Annotated in this window: 16 protein-coding genes; 1 reads left to right on the top strand and 15 read right to left on the bottom strand. The window is 53.8% G+C overall.

The features are described from left to right. Positions 1-37 precede the first annotated feature (37 nt). From B9Y59_RS01055 to B9Y59_RS00995, 15 genes are all read right to left on the bottom strand, one after another. Positions 38-442: a methylglyoxal synthase gene (locus B9Y59_RS01055; protein WP_054324610.1), complete on the bottom strand. Its 405-nt coding sequence runs from the start codon at positions 440-442 to the stop codon at positions 38-40. Between the two features lie 35 nt (positions 443-477). Continuing rightward, positions 478-1,218, bottom strand: a complete 741-nt coding sequence (locus B9Y59_RS01050; RefSeq protein ID WP_085531263.1) for a nucleotide-binding protein — start codon at positions 1,216-1,218, stop codon at positions 478-480. Between the two features lie 132 nt (positions 1,219-1,350). Continuing rightward, complete coding sequence (locus tag B9Y59_RS01045) at positions 1,351-3,504, bottom strand: penicillin-binding transpeptidase domain-containing protein (protein WP_085531261.1); 2,154 nt, start codon at positions 3,502-3,504, stop codon at positions 1,351-1,353. Between the two features lie 171 nt (positions 3,505-3,675). Next, entirely contained in the window at positions 3,676-4,188 is a 513-nt protein-coding gene (mreD, locus tag B9Y59_RS01040) for a rod shape-determining protein MreD (protein WP_242967170.1), read from the bottom strand. Further along, positions 4,188-5,141, bottom strand: coding sequence for a rod shape-determining protein MreC (gene mreC / locus B9Y59_RS01035; RefSeq protein WP_054324606.1), 954 nt, complete (start codon positions 5,139-5,141; stop codon positions 4,188-4,190). Before mreC ends, mreD begins: the two co-directional genes overlap by 1 nt. Positions 5,142-5,416: 275 nt before the next feature. Continuing rightward, on the bottom strand, positions 5,417-6,430 hold the full coding sequence (locus B9Y59_RS01030; RefSeq protein WP_054324605.1) for a rod shape-determining protein: 1,014 nt from the start codon (positions 6,428-6,430) through the stop codon (positions 5,417-5,419). Between the two features lie 222 nt (positions 6,431-6,652). Further along, on the bottom strand, positions 6,653-7,207 hold the full coding sequence (locus tag B9Y59_RS01025) for a Maf family protein (RefSeq protein WP_054324604.1): 555 nt from the start codon (positions 7,205-7,207) through the stop codon (positions 6,653-6,655). A gap of 4 nt (positions 7,208-7,211) precedes the next feature. Beyond that, positions 7,212-7,478, bottom strand: coding sequence for a DUF4321 domain-containing protein (locus B9Y59_RS01020; RefSeq protein ID WP_085531259.1), 267 nt, complete (start codon positions 7,476-7,478; stop codon positions 7,212-7,214). Positions 7,479-7,489: 11 nt separating this feature from the next. After that, positions 7,490-7,930 (bottom strand): dUTP diphosphatase, encoded by a 441-nt coding sequence (gene dut, locus B9Y59_RS01015; protein ID WP_054324602.1) that lies wholly within the window; start codon positions 7,928-7,930, stop codon positions 7,490-7,492. Between the two features lie 48 nt (positions 7,931-7,978). Further along, entirely contained in the window at positions 7,979-8,257 is a 279-nt protein-coding gene (locus B9Y59_RS01010) for a hypothetical protein (RefSeq protein WP_085531257.1), read from the bottom strand. Between the two features lie 176 nt (positions 8,258-8,433). Continuing rightward, complete coding sequence (locus tag B9Y59_RS01005; RefSeq protein WP_143255190.1) at positions 8,434-8,802, bottom strand: hypothetical protein; 369 nt, start codon at positions 8,800-8,802, stop codon at positions 8,434-8,436. Positions 8,803-8,856: 54 nt separating this feature from the next. After that, a complete protein-coding gene (locus B9Y59_RS16380) occupies positions 8,857-8,991 on the bottom strand; it encodes a hypothetical protein (RefSeq protein ID WP_256366511.1) in 135 nt (44 codons plus the stop codon). 54 nt (positions 8,992-9,045) lie between these two features. Next, the gene (locus B9Y59_RS16375) at positions 9,046-9,180 is read right to left on the bottom strand and encodes a hypothetical protein (protein WP_256366510.1); all 135 of its coding nucleotides are present in this window, start codon (positions 9,178-9,180) and stop codon (positions 9,046-9,048) included. 142 nt (positions 9,181-9,322) lie between these two features. Beyond that, entirely contained in the window at positions 9,323-11,431 is a 2,109-nt protein-coding gene (locus B9Y59_RS01000; protein WP_242967169.1) for a peptidase U32 family protein, read from the bottom strand. Next, on the bottom strand, positions 11,418-11,975 hold the full coding sequence (locus tag B9Y59_RS00995) for a cell division protein ZapA (RefSeq protein WP_054324599.1): 558 nt from the start codon (positions 11,973-11,975) through the stop codon (positions 11,418-11,420). The genes B9Y59_RS01000 and B9Y59_RS00995 overlap by 14 nt, the downstream gene beginning before the upstream one ends. Before the next feature lie 401 nt (positions 11,976-12,376). Here B9Y59_RS00995 and B9Y59_RS00990 point away from each other — a divergent pair, with 401 nt between their 5' ends. Further along, a complete protein-coding gene (locus B9Y59_RS00990) occupies positions 12,377-14,848 on the top strand; it encodes a glycogen/starch/alpha-glucan phosphorylase (RefSeq protein ID WP_054324598.1) in 2,472 nt (823 codons plus the stop codon). Positions 14,849-14,869 lie beyond the last annotated feature (21 nt).

The following is a 14,869-nucleotide window of genomic DNA, read 5'->3' as shown; positions in this document are numbered from 1 at the left end:
GTCCATCTGTACGGACTATCCAGGTCATACTCGCTGGTCAACCCTTCGGATTCAAAATGTTGCGCCAATCGAGATCGCCGCGCTCCAAACCGTGGATCAATACCTCGGCTGTAGCAATATTGGTCGCCACCGGTATATTGTGCATATCACACAGGCGCAACAGATTCATATCATTGGGCTCGTGTGGCTTCGGGTTCAGCGGATCGCGGAAGAACAAAAGTAAATCCACCTCATTACAGGCGATTCGCGCAGCGATTTGCTGGTCGCCGCCCTGCGAGCCGCTCAAAAAGCGCTGGATCTCCAAACCGGTAGCCTCCGCTACCATCTTTCCAGTTGTCCCTGTGGCGCACAGGAAGTGGCGGCTGAGTACGCCGCAATAAGCAATACAAAACTGGACCATCAATTCTTTTTTGGCGTCGTGAGCGATGAGTGCGATGTTCATGTGTATCATTCCTTTCAATAAAACGCACAGGCTTCCTAGACGCGGACCGCCAAGGGCACCTGCTCCCCCTCTAATCTGGCCGCAAGCCGGCCAAGCGCCATCGTTCCCGTACTTTTCAGCGGTGCGGGCAAACCCGATGCCCCCGCAACAGCAAGCGCCGCATCCTCTGGAACAATCGCAATCAAGCGAATTCCAGACGCATCGATGACTGCATCCAGATCTCGATACGCCCCCAGATTACGGAAGCTTTTTCCACTGAAACGGTTGACCACCAAGCGCTGGCTTCGCACACCGGCGTATTCCAGCGCAATACGTGTCTTATTGCAGTCCCGCAGGCATACAGGGTCCGGGGTAGAAACCACCAACGCCCGTTGTGCAGGTGCAACTGCGCTCATAAAACCACTGCCGACACCGGCGGGGCAGTCGATCAGCACGTGGTCGTAATACCGGGAGAGCACGGATACCATCCGCTTCATAATCTCCGGGCTTACAATATCCTCTTCGCGCCCGGGGGCAGGCAACAGATAAAGCCCTTCCGCCCATTCACATGGATAAATCGCTTGGCCCGGGTCCGCCTCTCCGGCGGCCATGTCTGCGATATTAAACACCTGGCGTTCCGAAACGCCAAGCATATGATCCAGTGAAGACAGGCCCGCGTCGCCGTCGATCAGCAGGACGCGCCTGCCTCGGCGAACCAACGCCAGCCCTAAACCGGCGGTCAGCGTGGACTTGCCCACGCCGCCTTTTCCTGATGTGATAACCGTCACAGCTCCCATTTACAAAACCTCATTTTTATACTAACACAAAATTTTGCGGGTGTCAAAAGATTTTTATTGTTCATTTTATCCATTTAAAACAAAAAATCACTTTAACTTCCCAAATTGGACATCTCACGCCAATCCACACAGTCATCCGACAGAAGAGGTTCCCGCAGACGTGGAGTTCGACGAACTTTCACCAGACGCGTTGGAAACAGCGCTTGATGCGGAAATCTCGTCTGGCATGACCAGGTTCCCCTCCTCATCCACAGTCTTTCCATAGAAATAAGCGTCTAAAATGTCACGCACAACGTTCTGACAATAGGTGCCCGTCGAGCCGTGTTGCAAAATCACTGCAAAGGCGATCTCGGGGTCATCGTATGGGGCGAAACCAACAAACGCTACGTTGTCAGAGCCGGGGCCCTGCGCCGTGCCTGTCTTGCCGGCGATTGGAACCGGATAGTTTCCCAGGTTGCGGTGCGCAGATCCCCGTGAATCGGTGATTACTGCGCGCATCCCCTCTTTTACATAGTTGATGTTCTCCTGTGAAACGCCTGTCTCTGCCACAATCGTGGGATTCTCCGGGCTATTTTCCCGCACGACTTCCTTGCGCGCATAGTCTGTGATCTTACTGACAATATGGCTTTGATAGCGCACACCGTTGTTCGCGATCGTAGAAACATAGGTTGCCAGCTGGAGGGGGGTAAACTGGTTGTCACTCTGGCCAATCGCTGCCTGGACCACGTCGCCTCCTACCCAGTTCTTCCCTCGTTCGGCGTACTCCTCTGGCCCCGCCAGGATTCCTTCGCTTTCATTGAGCTCCACGCCGGTTTTTACGCCCAAACCAAATTTCCGGCAGTACAGGTTCATGGTGTCGATCCCGGTGTAATACCCGGTTTCAAAGAAATAGATGTTACACGATTCCGCCAACGCGCGGCGCAAGGAAAGCGTCCCATGTGTTCCCAAGCAACGCGGCGTAAACCCTACATCTGCAAAACGCTGGTATGTGTGCGTGCAGCGGAACGTTGTGTTGTTGGTGATGACCCCTTCTTGCAAGGCCGCACATGCGACCGCCGGCTTGAAACACGAGCCGGGGGTAAAGATGCCCGTAAACGCTTGATTGACCAACGGATGGTTTTCATCCTTCAGCACCTCGCTCTTGTAGGCGCTGTCGTATGTGTATTTCTCCAAATCATAATTGGCATTGCCGGCAGCTGCCAAAACGGCATTATCCTTCACCCGGAGGACGACAGCTGCTCCAATTTTACAATCCTGACCGTTCCACCCGCCTTTGGTGCTGGTAAGCCTCTCACCGTTCTCGCGCGCTGCCTCCACGTTCTGTTCCAAGCTGGCCTGCGTTACGCGTTGAAGGTTGCTGTCCAAGGTAAGAAACACTGTATTGCCGGATTTCGGCGCTTTGATGACTGTTTCCGAAGCGACGCCGCCTTTGCTGGTGGTCTCCACCTGCTTTTCGCCCGCTTCTCCGCGCAACTCGTCCTCAAAGGCATATTCAATACCGCTCTGGCCCATGCGGTCGTTAAAGGCATACCCCTGGTCTTTACGTTCCTCATATTGTTCCTGAGAAAGCGGCCCCATTGTACCGATCAGTTGAGCCGCCAAGTCCCCGCCCGGATAAGTGCGCGCCGTCGTGATCTTGATGCTTGCACCGGGCAAAAGCTGCGTATTCTCACTGACAATCCCCACTGTTTCGCCGGAGATGTCCGGGGCAAAAATATACGGTGTGGAGGCATTAAAGCCCGCCTTGGTCATCCCGTAGCGAACGGACGCAATGTTGCGGATCTCCTTTTTGGGAAGGGTCGCATCAATTTCATATTTCTCAATCAGTGCATTCATGCAGTCGTCCGCCGTGGCATAGGAATTCAAATCGGCAAAGTCCTTGCCTTTGAGACGCTCCACTTCTTTTTCGGAATCCGGCATAAACGCATAAGCGCCCTGTTCATCGATCTGAATGGGTAACTCGTCGGTCCACTCTTCACCACGGCTGTCCAGCAAATTTGTAAGCAAACGGATGCTCTCGTTTTCTGTACCATAGGTCATATACGGACGTTCAAATTGGATGGCATACCCCGTTTTGTTTGCTGCCAACGGATTTCCAGCAGCATCGACGATTTCTCCGCGGGCCGCATCCATGGTCACAATCGAAGCGCTGGTAGAGTCCGCCTGTTGGCGCGTATCTGCACCGTTCAGAATCTGCCAATCCACCAATCGCAGCGTATAAATTGCAAGAATCCCTACCACAATTCCCACAAGTGCAAAACTGCGCAGCGATATTTTTGACTTCATACCGTTTCACCTCCGTGTCCATGTAAACCAATGGAGACACTTCTTATGTCTACTGTCCCATCGTCCTCCAAGAAGAATACCATTTTCCCCCTGGATTCCTTCCCGCCTTAAAAGAATTCGTCAAAAAAAGTCCGGTTCCTTCGTTCTCCGGCGGAACCGGACCCTGGTTGTTTATTCGGCTTTTGAACGAATCTGCTGCGCCAGAGCACGGTTGAATGCATAACAAAGGGGCATGGTACAGAAGGAATATACCATCCTCGGCAAATATCGTGTGAGCAGGGCATAGCCGCTATGGTCATAACCGTACAACAGGTAGAAAAACACCCATTGCAGAAATAAAATTCCAACAATCGCTCCGGCTGCCAGCAGCAGGGACGTGAGAAAATTCGTCTGAATCAGATCCGCCGTGAGCAACCCCACTCCATAACATGCGGCCGCCAGCAGCAGGCCGTGGAAGCCGAGCACACCTCCCATTCCAATGTCCAAAAACAGCCCGCAGAGAAGCCCAAAGCCAATCCCCGCAAACTCGCTTTCAAACATGGCGATGGAAATCGCCGCTGGAATCAGCAGAACCGGGCGTGCGCCTCCAATTTCCGGCAAGAGACCAGGGGTCTCCTGTACCATGTACAAGATGAGAATCTCGATCGTATAAGCAAAGTACCGAATGATTTTATAACGGTCCATCACGGCTCCTCCGCCGCAGAGCTGGTGCCGAACGCATCATCCAGCGCCTGTCCCTGCCCCTCAAATTCGGTAATTACCATCACATCGCGCACCGAGTTGACATCTACAAACGGCTTAACCTCCGCATAAAGCGATACATCATATTCCTCGTTCTGCACAGAAACCACTTCACCAATGGCCAAACCGCTCGGATAAACACCGCCCAATCCACTGGTGGTCACAATGTCCCCTTCCTTGGCCGGGGTGTCCGCTGCCAAGAACCCCAGCTTTACGAGCCCATCCTCCGCCAATTTGATGTCTGTACTCACCACGCCGCTGTCGCGCCGCAGAGTGGGTTCCGCTTGGTCGATGGAGGGAACTGCCCCGACGGAATCCTTGACCGGCGCTGTTTTTTCCTCTGTCGTCACAAGCGCGGCAATTTTCGTATCCGGTGAGAGCAGAGTCGTCACCTGGCTGTAATTCGCATTTACCGCAGAAATAAAACCCACGACACCCGCATCTGTAATGACAGGATCATTTTTCGAAACCCCGTCGTTGGTGCCCTTATCAATGGTAAATTTGTACAGGACATTCGGGTCCCGCCCTATGACGGCCGCCGGCACGGGCTTAAAATCGCGGTTTTCATCCTTCAATTCTAGGTACTTTCGCAGCTGCGCATTCTCCATACGATATTGATCGTAGTTGACCAACTTTGCATGCAGCTCTTCAATTTCTTTTTTTAGCGCGGCGTTTTCCTCCAGGAGCTCTTCCTTTGAGTAAGTAAGCGGCTCCGCTGCAACAGCGGCGTTGTTTGTGATAATGGTACTCACGCGCTGCATCGGTGTTGCCACCAACCCCAATGCATTTGCCACAACCGACCCGCCCTGGGCCGCTGTATAGAGCATCAGTGCCAGCATGACAAACACCACTGCCAGCAGGACCTTCGCACTTGTTCCATGCATAAAGTCTCTCATCTTGCAAACACCTCCCGTTGCTTTTTGAGGGAAAAGGGGCCGTTGCAAAAATCACGGGCGCACAAAGCACGCCCGTGATTCATTGTTTGGAACCTCTCCGTTTATTGAAAGTCCCTCACAATTCCAGGGGCCTTTCTCAGAATCCCATCGGGGGCACATCCAAAGCAGGCCGTTTCCCCTGCTACAGCCGCCCGGCGACTGGATAAAACCTTCTCTTCTGCGGATACACTCCCAACTGGGAACTTCCGCGATGGACATCACCGTTTTCTCATCGATTATCTGCGCGCCTTATAATAGGAGGAAGGCATGGAAACCTCCAACCGTTTGCCTGTGCCATCCACCACGCAATCCAGCGGGCTGTCCGCCACATGTACAGGCATTCCTGTCTCCTGCTCCACCAGCTGATCCAACCCGCGCAACAGCGCGCCGCCGCCGGTCAGCATGATTCCATGGTCAATAATGTCCGCCGAGAGCTCTGGCGGGGTCTTTTCCAAAGTGCTCTTGATCGCATCCACAATGACAGCGAGCGGATCGGAAAGCGCTTCACGGACCTCTTCTGCGCTGATCGTCACGTTTTTCGGCAGACCGTCCACCAGATTCCGTCCCTTGATTTCGACAGACGCGCGGTCCTCTTCACTGCCGGTTGGGAAAGCCGAACCGATGGCAATCTTGATTTCCTCCGCAGTACGCTCTCCAATCAGGAGATTATACTTCTTTTTGACATAGGAGATGATCGCTTCGTCAAATTTGTCGCCTGCCACGCGCACGGAACAGGACGTTACAATGTCGCCCAGGGAGATCACGGCAACCTCCGCCGTACCGCCGCCGATATCAACGACCATACTGCCGGTTGGGTCCGCCACCGGCAGGCCCGCCCCGATCGCCGCCGCCATGGGCTCTTCGATCAGCTCCACCTGGCTGGCTCCCGCCTGCCGGGCCGCATCTTCAACCGCGCGGCGTTCGACCTCCGTAACCCCGGAAGGGATACACACCACAATGTGTGGGCGGCTGAAAGCGGTGGACTTCACCGCCTTTTTGATAAAATGCTTGAGCATGGTCGCCGTAATATCAAAATCAGCGATCACACCATCCTTTAGCGGACGCACGGCAACAATGGAGCCGGGCGTACGGCCGATCATATCTTTCGCATGCGAGCCAACCGCCAACACCGTGTCGGTTCGGACGTCTACCGCGACAACAGAGGGTTCGCGCATGACAATGCCCTTGCCCTTCATATATACAAGTGTATTGGCTGTACCCAGATCAATTCCAATGTCCTTCGAAAACATGGCCAACATTCCCCTTTCAAACAACGCCCACAACCGGGCTTTCATCAAGCGGCGCGCTGCACGGCTTTGTATATGAGTAAACCCGGCGGCTCCGCATTTCTACAGGGCACGGGTATTTTACATAAACTTTATTATACCCGTTGGTATGCCAATTCTCAACAGAAAAATTGTGAACAAATAAACTTTGGCAAATTCCACATTTTGCCATGAAGAAAATCGACTTTAAACGGCAAATGTCCGCAGAATTCGCGCTACACGGGCAATCGGAAGGCCCATCACATTGTAATAATCGCCGTCAATTCCCTTGACCAACAGCGCGCCCCTTCCCTGAATGCCATAGGCGCCCGCCTTATCCATGGGTTCCCCGGTGGCGACATAGGATTGAATTTCCCCCTCCGAGAGCGGATAGAAGGTCACCTCGGTCCGCTCTGCCGCCACGTCACAACGGTCATCGGTGCAAATGCAAAAGCCGGTGAATACCTCATGCGTTTTGCCGGAGAGCATCCGGAGCATATCCGCGGCGTGCTCCGGGGTCTTGGGCTTGCCGAGGATCTGCCCCTCCAGCGCGACCACCGTGTCCGCTCCCAGAACAACGGCGCCCGGATGACGTGCAAAACACGCCTCTGCTTTCCGCCGCGCTAACAGGCACACGGCCTCTTTGGGCGGCGTCCCATCCGCAAAATGTTCATCCACATCGGACGGCGCAACGGTATAAGAAATCCCCGCCAGAGCCAAAAGCTCCTGTCTGCGCGGAGAAGAGGAAGCAAGATACAGCATCAAATTACTCCTTTACATGGATTCTTGTATACCCCAGGATGGCTGCCAAAAGCAGAATCGCCTGCGCCACATTGACCCGGATGGACAGACCAAAGGTAAGCTGCAAAATAGCAAGATCCAACGTGACAGGCTCCAGCCCAAAGCCAGTGCTCATCCCCAACCAGGACAGGAAGGAAGTCTCCTGGGCCGCTGAACCGATGACACTGCCCAGCACCACAGCCAAAAGCAGCAAAACAATGAGCAATAAGCTCCGAATCAAGGTCTTTTTCATAGCAACGCCCCTTACCGGCCAGTGGAACCCAGACCGCCTGTCCCGCGTTCCGTCTCGCCCAGGTCGTCTGTTTCCTCCAAAGGCAACTGCAAGACCGGCATCAACACCATTTGGGCGATCCGTTCATTCGGCTCAATGGTGTACGGTTCCCCTCCTACGTTGCACAGGCCGACACAGATTTCCCCTCGGTAATCGCTGTCGATCACCCCCACCGCATTGGAGAGGGAAACCCCATGTTTAATTCCCAGGCCGCTGCGCGCAAAGATCAACGCAACGGTATTTTCGTCGGGCAGTGCAATCGCCAGCCCCGTCGGTATCCGCACCAATTCACGCGGTGCAATCGTCACGGGAGACGGGATGCAGGCATGTAAATCCATCCCCGCCGCACCAGCGCTTGCCCGCTCCGGCAGGATGGCATTTTCATTTAAACGTTTGATTTTTAAGGATTTCATAGACAACATCCTTCACTTCCACAATAATAACAAAATCGATTCCAAGAATTATACCAACACTAGATCGGCGGCAATCCCCTGTAACTTCGCCGCCGTGTCCGCATCCAGTTCCGCCGTATAGGGACATCCTTCCGGCGACTCCTGGAAAAAGACTGCAAACGTAGTACATGCCGCAAGATAAGTCCCCACCGGCAACGGATGCTGCCCATCCTCATCCCACAGTTCCACCTCTGGATACGGGTCGGCACAGCGCATGAACGCCACCCTCGCGGGGATTAACAGGTCGTCCAACTCCCCGGCAATTGAAATATAATTCTCCGCCAACATGGACGGTACCTCTTGCGGTCCAGCTTCAACAGATCGCTTTTCACGCCGTTTTTAGGGCTCCAGGTCATCAAAAAAGCAGTTTATCCCCCCGCACGCTTGACCTTTTCCTCCAATGTACGCGCATAGGGAAACATCGTTTCGTCCGCGGTGGGAGATACCGCATTGCTGGTATTCTCTTACAGCACAACAAAAGCCCACGGTTCGCTGGACAGCGTCAAGTCAAGCGCCGAACCCAGTTCATCCTCTGGATCGGCAAAGTTTTCCAACGTATAATACCCTTCGGTTAGATCGTAAACGTCCGCTTCATAGCCGAGTTCCGCGGCCAATGCGTAAAAGGTTCCCGGCAAGTCATTGGTAAACGTATGACTGTTCCCGACAAATAGAATCTTTGGTGTCTCGCCCGGCACCGGGTTCGGGGCCTTTAACTCCATCTTCGCATCAAAGTCCATCACTTCCGCCTCTCCAAGGTTGAACAGCGAACAGCCGGAGACGATTAGAGCCATTGCCACCATCCATGCAAAGACCGTAAAAGTCTTCTTTTTCAAAGAACATCCTTCCCTCTCCATGGACTCATCCCAATAGAACTACCTGCCGGGGTTCTAGCCACCGCCAGTTCTTTTCGCCGCATCAAAGTCCATCGCTTCCGCCCCTCCAAGGTTGAACAGCGAACAGCCGGAGACGATCAGAGCCATTGCCACCATCCATGCAAAGGCTGCAAAAGTCTTCTTTTTCAAAGAACATCCTTCCCTCTCCATGGACTCATCCCAATAGAACTACCTGCCGGGGTTCTAGCCACCACCAGTTCTTTTCGCCGCATCAAAGTCCATCGCTTCCGCCCCTCCAGGGTTGAGTAGCGAACAGCCAGAGACAATCAGAGCCATTGCCACCATCCATGCAAAGACCGTAAAAGTCTTCTTTTTCAAAGAACATCCTTCCCTCTCCATGGACTCATCCCAATAGAACTACCTGCCGAGGTTCTAGCCACCACCAGCCTTTTATGATTCGGGCAGCTTTTCCAAATAACAAGGTCCCGCACACACTGCTTTTAAACGTTCCCTTTTCCGATCAGCTCATCACCCATCCTTTATAGTAAAGCCCCCGGGTAAACGTCCCGGATGGAGGAGACACTCCCTTTCCATGTAGGTACGCTTCCAACACCCGTTGCTGCTCTTCTTTTGTCTCCGTGGTAAACCGCAGGACTCCGAAATCCACATGCTTGACCTCATTCAAGCGGTCGGCCATCCAGAGCGGAACGGAATTGAGCACTTCGCTGCACGCCCCGTAACATTGCACCGGAAAGCGAACCCCTTTGCGGTCGGTCAGTTCCGGCGCCGTTGTACAATGCAGGCATCCTTTCTCAGAATTGGCCGCAGGGCAGTTCCTCGTCAACATCAGCGGCAATCGCCCGTAGAGCACCCAACCGCGGGGTAACGTCCCACCCAGCTGAGCAGCTGCGGACAACGCCAATTCAAAGCTCAGCTCTGTGTCCGTCAAACCAAAATCAGAATACCATTCCAGGGCTGCGGAATTCGTCACATTTAATGAAAAGCCGCCGTGGACGGTCATCCCCAGCTCCTTTGCAAGCGCCGCAGCGCCCAGGTTCCCCGCCCACACATGCGTGATGCCGGCCTCTTTTGCCGCCTGTAACCGCGTTCTGACCGCTTCTTCCATACCGAACATCCCTCGCGGCAGCTCCAAAGCAACGCGGACCCCTTCTTTTCGCAATGCCGCCAGTTTCTCCGGCGCGGCCGTATAGGGAAGGTACACCTGCTCGCATTCCTTTGCTGCCTCCGGAAGATCAATCCCTGAAAAACGTGCACGCAATGGCAATTTTCCACCGGGGAGGTATACCCGGTGCGGCATGGGAGAGAATGGTTTCATGGAAAATGCGACGGGTTCCCGCACCGCGCGGAGCCATTCCAGCTTTTCCAATACTTCCCGGCGCAACCGGTTCAGCAGCGAAACCGGAATACTCAGGCCGTCCTCTAGGTCGCAGGAAATCTTCTCCACCCCAAAAGGCGTACCGCCCGTTTTTTGCAGCTGGTCCGTACACCGCTCTGCGGTCACCGGCCGGCGCAGCGCAGGCTCTGGCACAGGTCCCTGCGCAAAGGTTTCATGACCATCGTGGTCTCGGGCCGTGAGGCACACGGGTTCCCCCGCATGGACCTTCAGTGAAAAGGCAACCGGTACCCTCTGCATCTCTTGGCGGTACAGGTTCCGCAGATCTGAAAACACCGCTTCCGTCGCTCCGGTCACGTCCTCTTTCGTCCGTGTTCCAAACATCTCCCGGCCCAGATGTCCGTCGAGGTACCCCGTGGTAAATCCGGAACGGGAGAACACTGCGCCCAAATTGCGCATCAGATCTGGCGGAAGAGCATGTCCATCGGCGGAAAGACGGCATGCGCGCACGGCCGCCGCCACATATTCCGGACGTTTCATACGTCCTTCGATTTTGGCACTGACAACCCCCGCCTGCGCCAGCTCTCCTATGCGTTCAATCATCGAGAGATCCTTCAGGCTGAGGTCATGGCCGGTTCCACCCGGCGTGGAAAACGGCAGACGGCACGGCTGAGCACACAATCCCCGGTTGCCGCTGCGCGCGCCCAGCATGGAACTGAAATAACACTGTCCGGAAACGGACATACACAGGGCTCCGTGAACAAACGCCTCCAATTCCACCGGACAGGCGGTGTGAACCTCGGCGATTTCACGAAGCGACATTTCCCTGGAGAGCACCACGCGGGCCATTCCGGACGCATATGCTGCACGAACGCCGGCCGGCGTATGAAGCGACATCTGCGTGGACGCATGGATGGGCATCCCCGGCGCGCATCTCTTCGCCAAGAGAAAAAGGCCCATATCCTGCACCAGCACCGCATCCACCGGAAGGGTACAGGCGTATTGCAACAACTCTAACGCAGGCAACAGCTCATTTTCCTGTAACAGCGTGTTCAAGGCAAGATATACTTTTACGCCGCGCGCATGACAATAGTACACGGCCTCTTTGAGCGCTTGCCCGTCAAAATTCTTTGCATTGGCACGGGCGCTGAATGCAGACGCCCCCAAATACACGGCGTCTGCCCCCGCGCGTACCGCAGCCTGGAGGCTTTCCGGGCCACCTGCCGGCGCTAAAACCTCGGGAACCTTTGGTGGCATCGGATTATCGTTCATCATCTTTTTTCTCGAAGAAGCTCATAAAGCCTTCCGGGTCCTCCACCACAGTCTGGGCGCGCTCGCCTGGGATATGTTCTCTCGCCGTACGGGCATAACCCTGCTGCCGCGGAACCGCCTTGGATGGTTTTTGTTGTACCGCCGGTTCTACATCGATGGCCTTTTGTGGCTCGCGAGCAGCTTTCGCCATCTGTTCGGTTTGCTCAGAAAGGCGCGCCCGCAGGGTCTGCATTTCTTTCTTCAGGCGTTCCACCTCCCGGCGTGCCTCTTCTGCCTCTGTACGCGCGTGAGAGGAATCCTCCAGGTAATCCTTGATCTGAGAACGCAGGTTGTCCGCTGCATCCTCCGCTTTATGCTTTGCGTCGCAGTAGTTGAGCGCCGAAATAATCCCTGCTGTTGTGATCGAAATGTGCGGATTCTTTTCCACCAATTCGGTGATTCCGGCCTCCACCTCCTCTGCTATCGCATGGATATACGATTCGCTGTCGTCTGAGGTGAGGGCAAATTCCGCCCCGCAGATGTTTAACCGGATACGGTTCCTGCTCATGAAAACATACCCCCTATTTCCCAGCCGAAAACGGCGCGGGAAACCGTCCGTTCCGGCTTTTTAATCTCTATAGCAGCTATTATTATAGTCTATTTTGGTCAAATAAGGAAGCGTTTCTTTTCTGAAAAAGGGGAAAGCTCTGCAAAACAGTCATATTGTTGAAATTTAGTAAAAGTGCATAAATTTCATCCAAAAATCATTTGCAAGGCACGCAGAGCCCCTTCCTGTGGTAAATTTGGCTTTTTTGGCTTCCCCATGCGGAATTTCCCCCGGAAAGGAAATCCGCGGATAAACGAATGATTTTGTTGTAAATTAGTAATAATTGGTATATAATAAGTATGTATGACCAACAGGTCGTTCTCTCACATATATATACTTCTTGGACATTTGGAGGATTTCTTATGAACTACCGGCTGCCGATCAATACGATCAAAGAACAAATTGTAGCTAAGCTGCAGCATAACTTTGGCCTGACGCTGGAAAATGCAACCGATGATCAATGTTATAAGGCGGTTGTCCTCGTCGTGCGCGACCTCATGGCAAAGGGTTATCTGGAATTCAAGGCCCGCGCAGAGGAAACACACACCAAGCGTGTTTATTATCTCTGCATGGAATTCCTGATGGGACGTTCTCTGAAAAACAATCTGTTCAACCTCGGAATCGAGGAGGACTTCCGCAAGGCGCTTTCCGAAATGGGGCTGAAGCTCGACAACCTGTATGAAAAAGAGCCGGACGCAGGCCTTGGCAACGGCGGGTTGGGCCGTTTGGCTGCATGTTTCCTGGACGGCTTGTCCACCCAAGGGTATCCGGCAATGGGCTATTCCCTTTGTTACGAATACGGCATCTTCCGCCAGAAATTGGTCGATGGCTGGCAGACCGAGCTGCCGGACTTCTGGCTGCCGGGCGGCAAAGTTTGGTTGCAGGAAGTTCCAGAAAAGCGCGTCGAGGTCCACTTCGGCGGCCATATCGAAGAATACTGGAACAACCAATACCATATTGTGAACCATAAGGATTACGACAAAGTGATGGCCGTGCCGTATGATATGTATGTATCTGGCATGGACGGCAGAGGCATCAACGTCCTGCGCATTTGGTCCGCCCGCGGCGAGGCCTTCGATATGTCCCGCTTCAACAGCGGCGACTACCTCCGCGCTATGGAGCAGAATGCCATGGCCGAGGTCATCACAAAGGTCTTGTACCCGGAGGATAACCATCTCGAGGGGAAGAGCCTGCGTCTGTCGCAGCAATATTTCCTGGTCTCTGCGACGATTCAAGACATCATCCGCCGTCACCTGTTCAAATATAGCACGCTCGACAATCTGCCGGATTCGGTTGCAATTCATCTGAACGACACCCACCCGGTGCTTGCCATCCCGGAGATGATGCGTGTGATGCTGGACGAGTGCGGTTATACTTGGGAAGCTGCGTGGGATATTGTTACCCGCACAACCGCCTATACCAACCACACCGTCATGTCCGAGGCGCTTGAATGTTGGAGCGAAGAGCTCTTCAAGTTCCGTCTGCCGCGTATTTATCAGATTATCCAGGAGATCAACCGCCGGTTCTGTGAGCAGATGCATCAGCGTCATGTAGATGGTTATAAGGTCGGCCGTATGGCGCCGTTGAATGACGGTTATGTCAAAATGGCTAACCTGGCGGTCATCAGCGCCCACTCCGTCAATGGTGTGTCTGCGTTGCACAGCGACATTCTAAAGGAGACTGTTTTCAACGATTTCTACACGGAAATGCCCGAGAAGTTCCAGAACGTGACCAACGGCATTGCACACCGCCGCTGGTTGAACCAGTCCAATCCGGAGTTGGCTGCTTTGCTGACAGAAAAAATCGGCGATGGTTATATCCACGATGCTGCTCAGTTGGAAAAATTCCTCGAATTCAAAAATGACGCCTCCGTGTTGGAACAGCTTGGCAAAATAAAACGCAACAATAAGATTCGTCTTGCTGAATATATCAAAAAAGCGAATAACATCACGCTCGACCCGGATTCCATCTTCGACATCCAGATCAAACGTATGCATGAATACAAGCGCCAGCACCTGAACGCACTGCACATTCTGACCCTGTATCAGTGGCTGCGCAACAACCCGAATGCCGACTTTACACCGCACACATATATCTTTGGTGCAAAGGCCGCGGCAGGGTACTACTTTGCAAAGCAGATGATCCGCTTTATCGTCGATTTGGCGGAAACCATCAACAACGATCCCCGCGTAAATCAGAAGCTCAAGGTCGTCTATGTGGAAGATTACCGCGTTACACTGGCCGAACTCCTCACCCCGGCGGCAGACATCAGCGAACAGATTTCCCTGGCTGGCACCGAGGCTTCGGGCACCAGCAATATGAAGTTCATGATTAACGGTGCTGTTACCTTGGGTACGCTCGACGGTGCAAATGTGGAAATCCATGAGGCGGTCGGCGACGAGAACATCATTCTGTTCGGCATGACTACGCCCGAGGTTGCGGCTCTGAAGCGTTCCGGTTACCGTCCGCGCGTCTTCTATGAGAACAACCAGGTGATTCGTAACGCTATCGATGAAATGAACAAGGGCTTCTGTGGCGTGTCGTTCCACGATATTACGGACTCTCTTCTGAACCAAGACCCGTACATGGTCCTGGCGGACTTTGAATCTTACGCACAGGCACAGAACCGCGCTGTAGAGCTCTTTAAGGATCAGAGCCGTTGGAACCAGATGGGCCTGGTCAATATTTCCAAAGCAGGCCGTTTTGCGGCAGACCGCTCCATCCGGGACTACGCCGACAATATCTGGCACGCAACGCCTGTCCCGCCGGCACCACCTGTGGATAAGACTGTCAAAACAGCGGTCAAAAAGCCTATCTTCAAGAAAATGCGCTAAAAGCGATCGGGAGTTCGCTTC

The sequence above is a fragment of the Anaeromassilibacillus sp. Marseille-P3371 genome (assembly GCF_900169665.1).
In the GTDB taxonomy this organism is placed as follows: Bacteria; Bacillota; Clostridia; order Oscillospirales; family Acutalibacteraceae; genus Anaeromassilibacillus.
This window is presented reverse-complemented; position numbering and strand designations above follow the sequence as displayed.

Coding starts and splice junctions, on each gene's coding strand:
- mreC (WP_054324606.1), bottom strand. CDS start 5,141: ATGAGAGACTTTATGCATGGAACAAGTGCGAAGGTCCTGCTGGCAGTG.
- B9Y59_RS00995 (WP_054324599.1), bottom strand. CDS start 11,975: ATGAGCAGGAACCGTATCCGGTTAAACATCTGCGGGGCGGAATTTGCC.
- B9Y59_RS01055 (WP_054324610.1), bottom strand. CDS start 442: ATGAACATCGCACTCATCGCTCACGACGCCAAAAAAGAATTGATGGTC.
- B9Y59_RS01010 (WP_085531257.1), bottom strand. CDS start 8,257: ATGTTGGCGGAGAATTATATTTCAATTGCCGGGGAGTTGGACGACCTG.
- B9Y59_RS01050 (WP_085531263.1), bottom strand. CDS start 1,218: ATGGGAGCTGTGACGGTTATCACATCAGGAAAAGGCGGCGTGGGCAAG.
- mreD (WP_242967170.1), bottom strand. CDS start 4,188: ATGGACCGTTATAAAATCATTCGGTACTTTGCTTATACGATCGAGATT.
- B9Y59_RS01025 (WP_054324604.1), bottom strand. CDS start 7,207: ATGCTGTATCTTGCTTCCTCTTCTCCGCGCAGACAGGAGCTTTTGGCT.
- B9Y59_RS01000 (WP_242967169.1), bottom strand. CDS start 11,431: ATGATGAACGATAATCCGATGCCACCAAAGGTTCCCGAGGTTTTAGCG.
- B9Y59_RS01030 (WP_054324605.1), bottom strand. CDS start 6,430: ATGTTTTCGAAGGACATTGGAATTGATCTGGGTACAGCCAATACACTT.
- dut (WP_054324602.1), bottom strand. CDS start 7,930: ATGAAATCCTTAAAAATCAAACGTTTAAATGAAAATGCCATCCTGCCG.
- B9Y59_RS01020 (WP_085531259.1), bottom strand. CDS start 7,478: ATGAAAAAGACCTTGATTCGGAGCTTATTGCTCATTGTTTTGCTGCTT.
- B9Y59_RS00990 (WP_054324598.1), top strand. CDS start 12,377: ATGAACTACCGGCTGCCGATCAATACGATCAAAGAACAAATTGTAGCT.
- B9Y59_RS01045 (WP_085531261.1), bottom strand. CDS start 3,504: ATGAAGTCAAAAATATCGCTGCGCAGTTTTGCACTTGTGGGAATTGTG.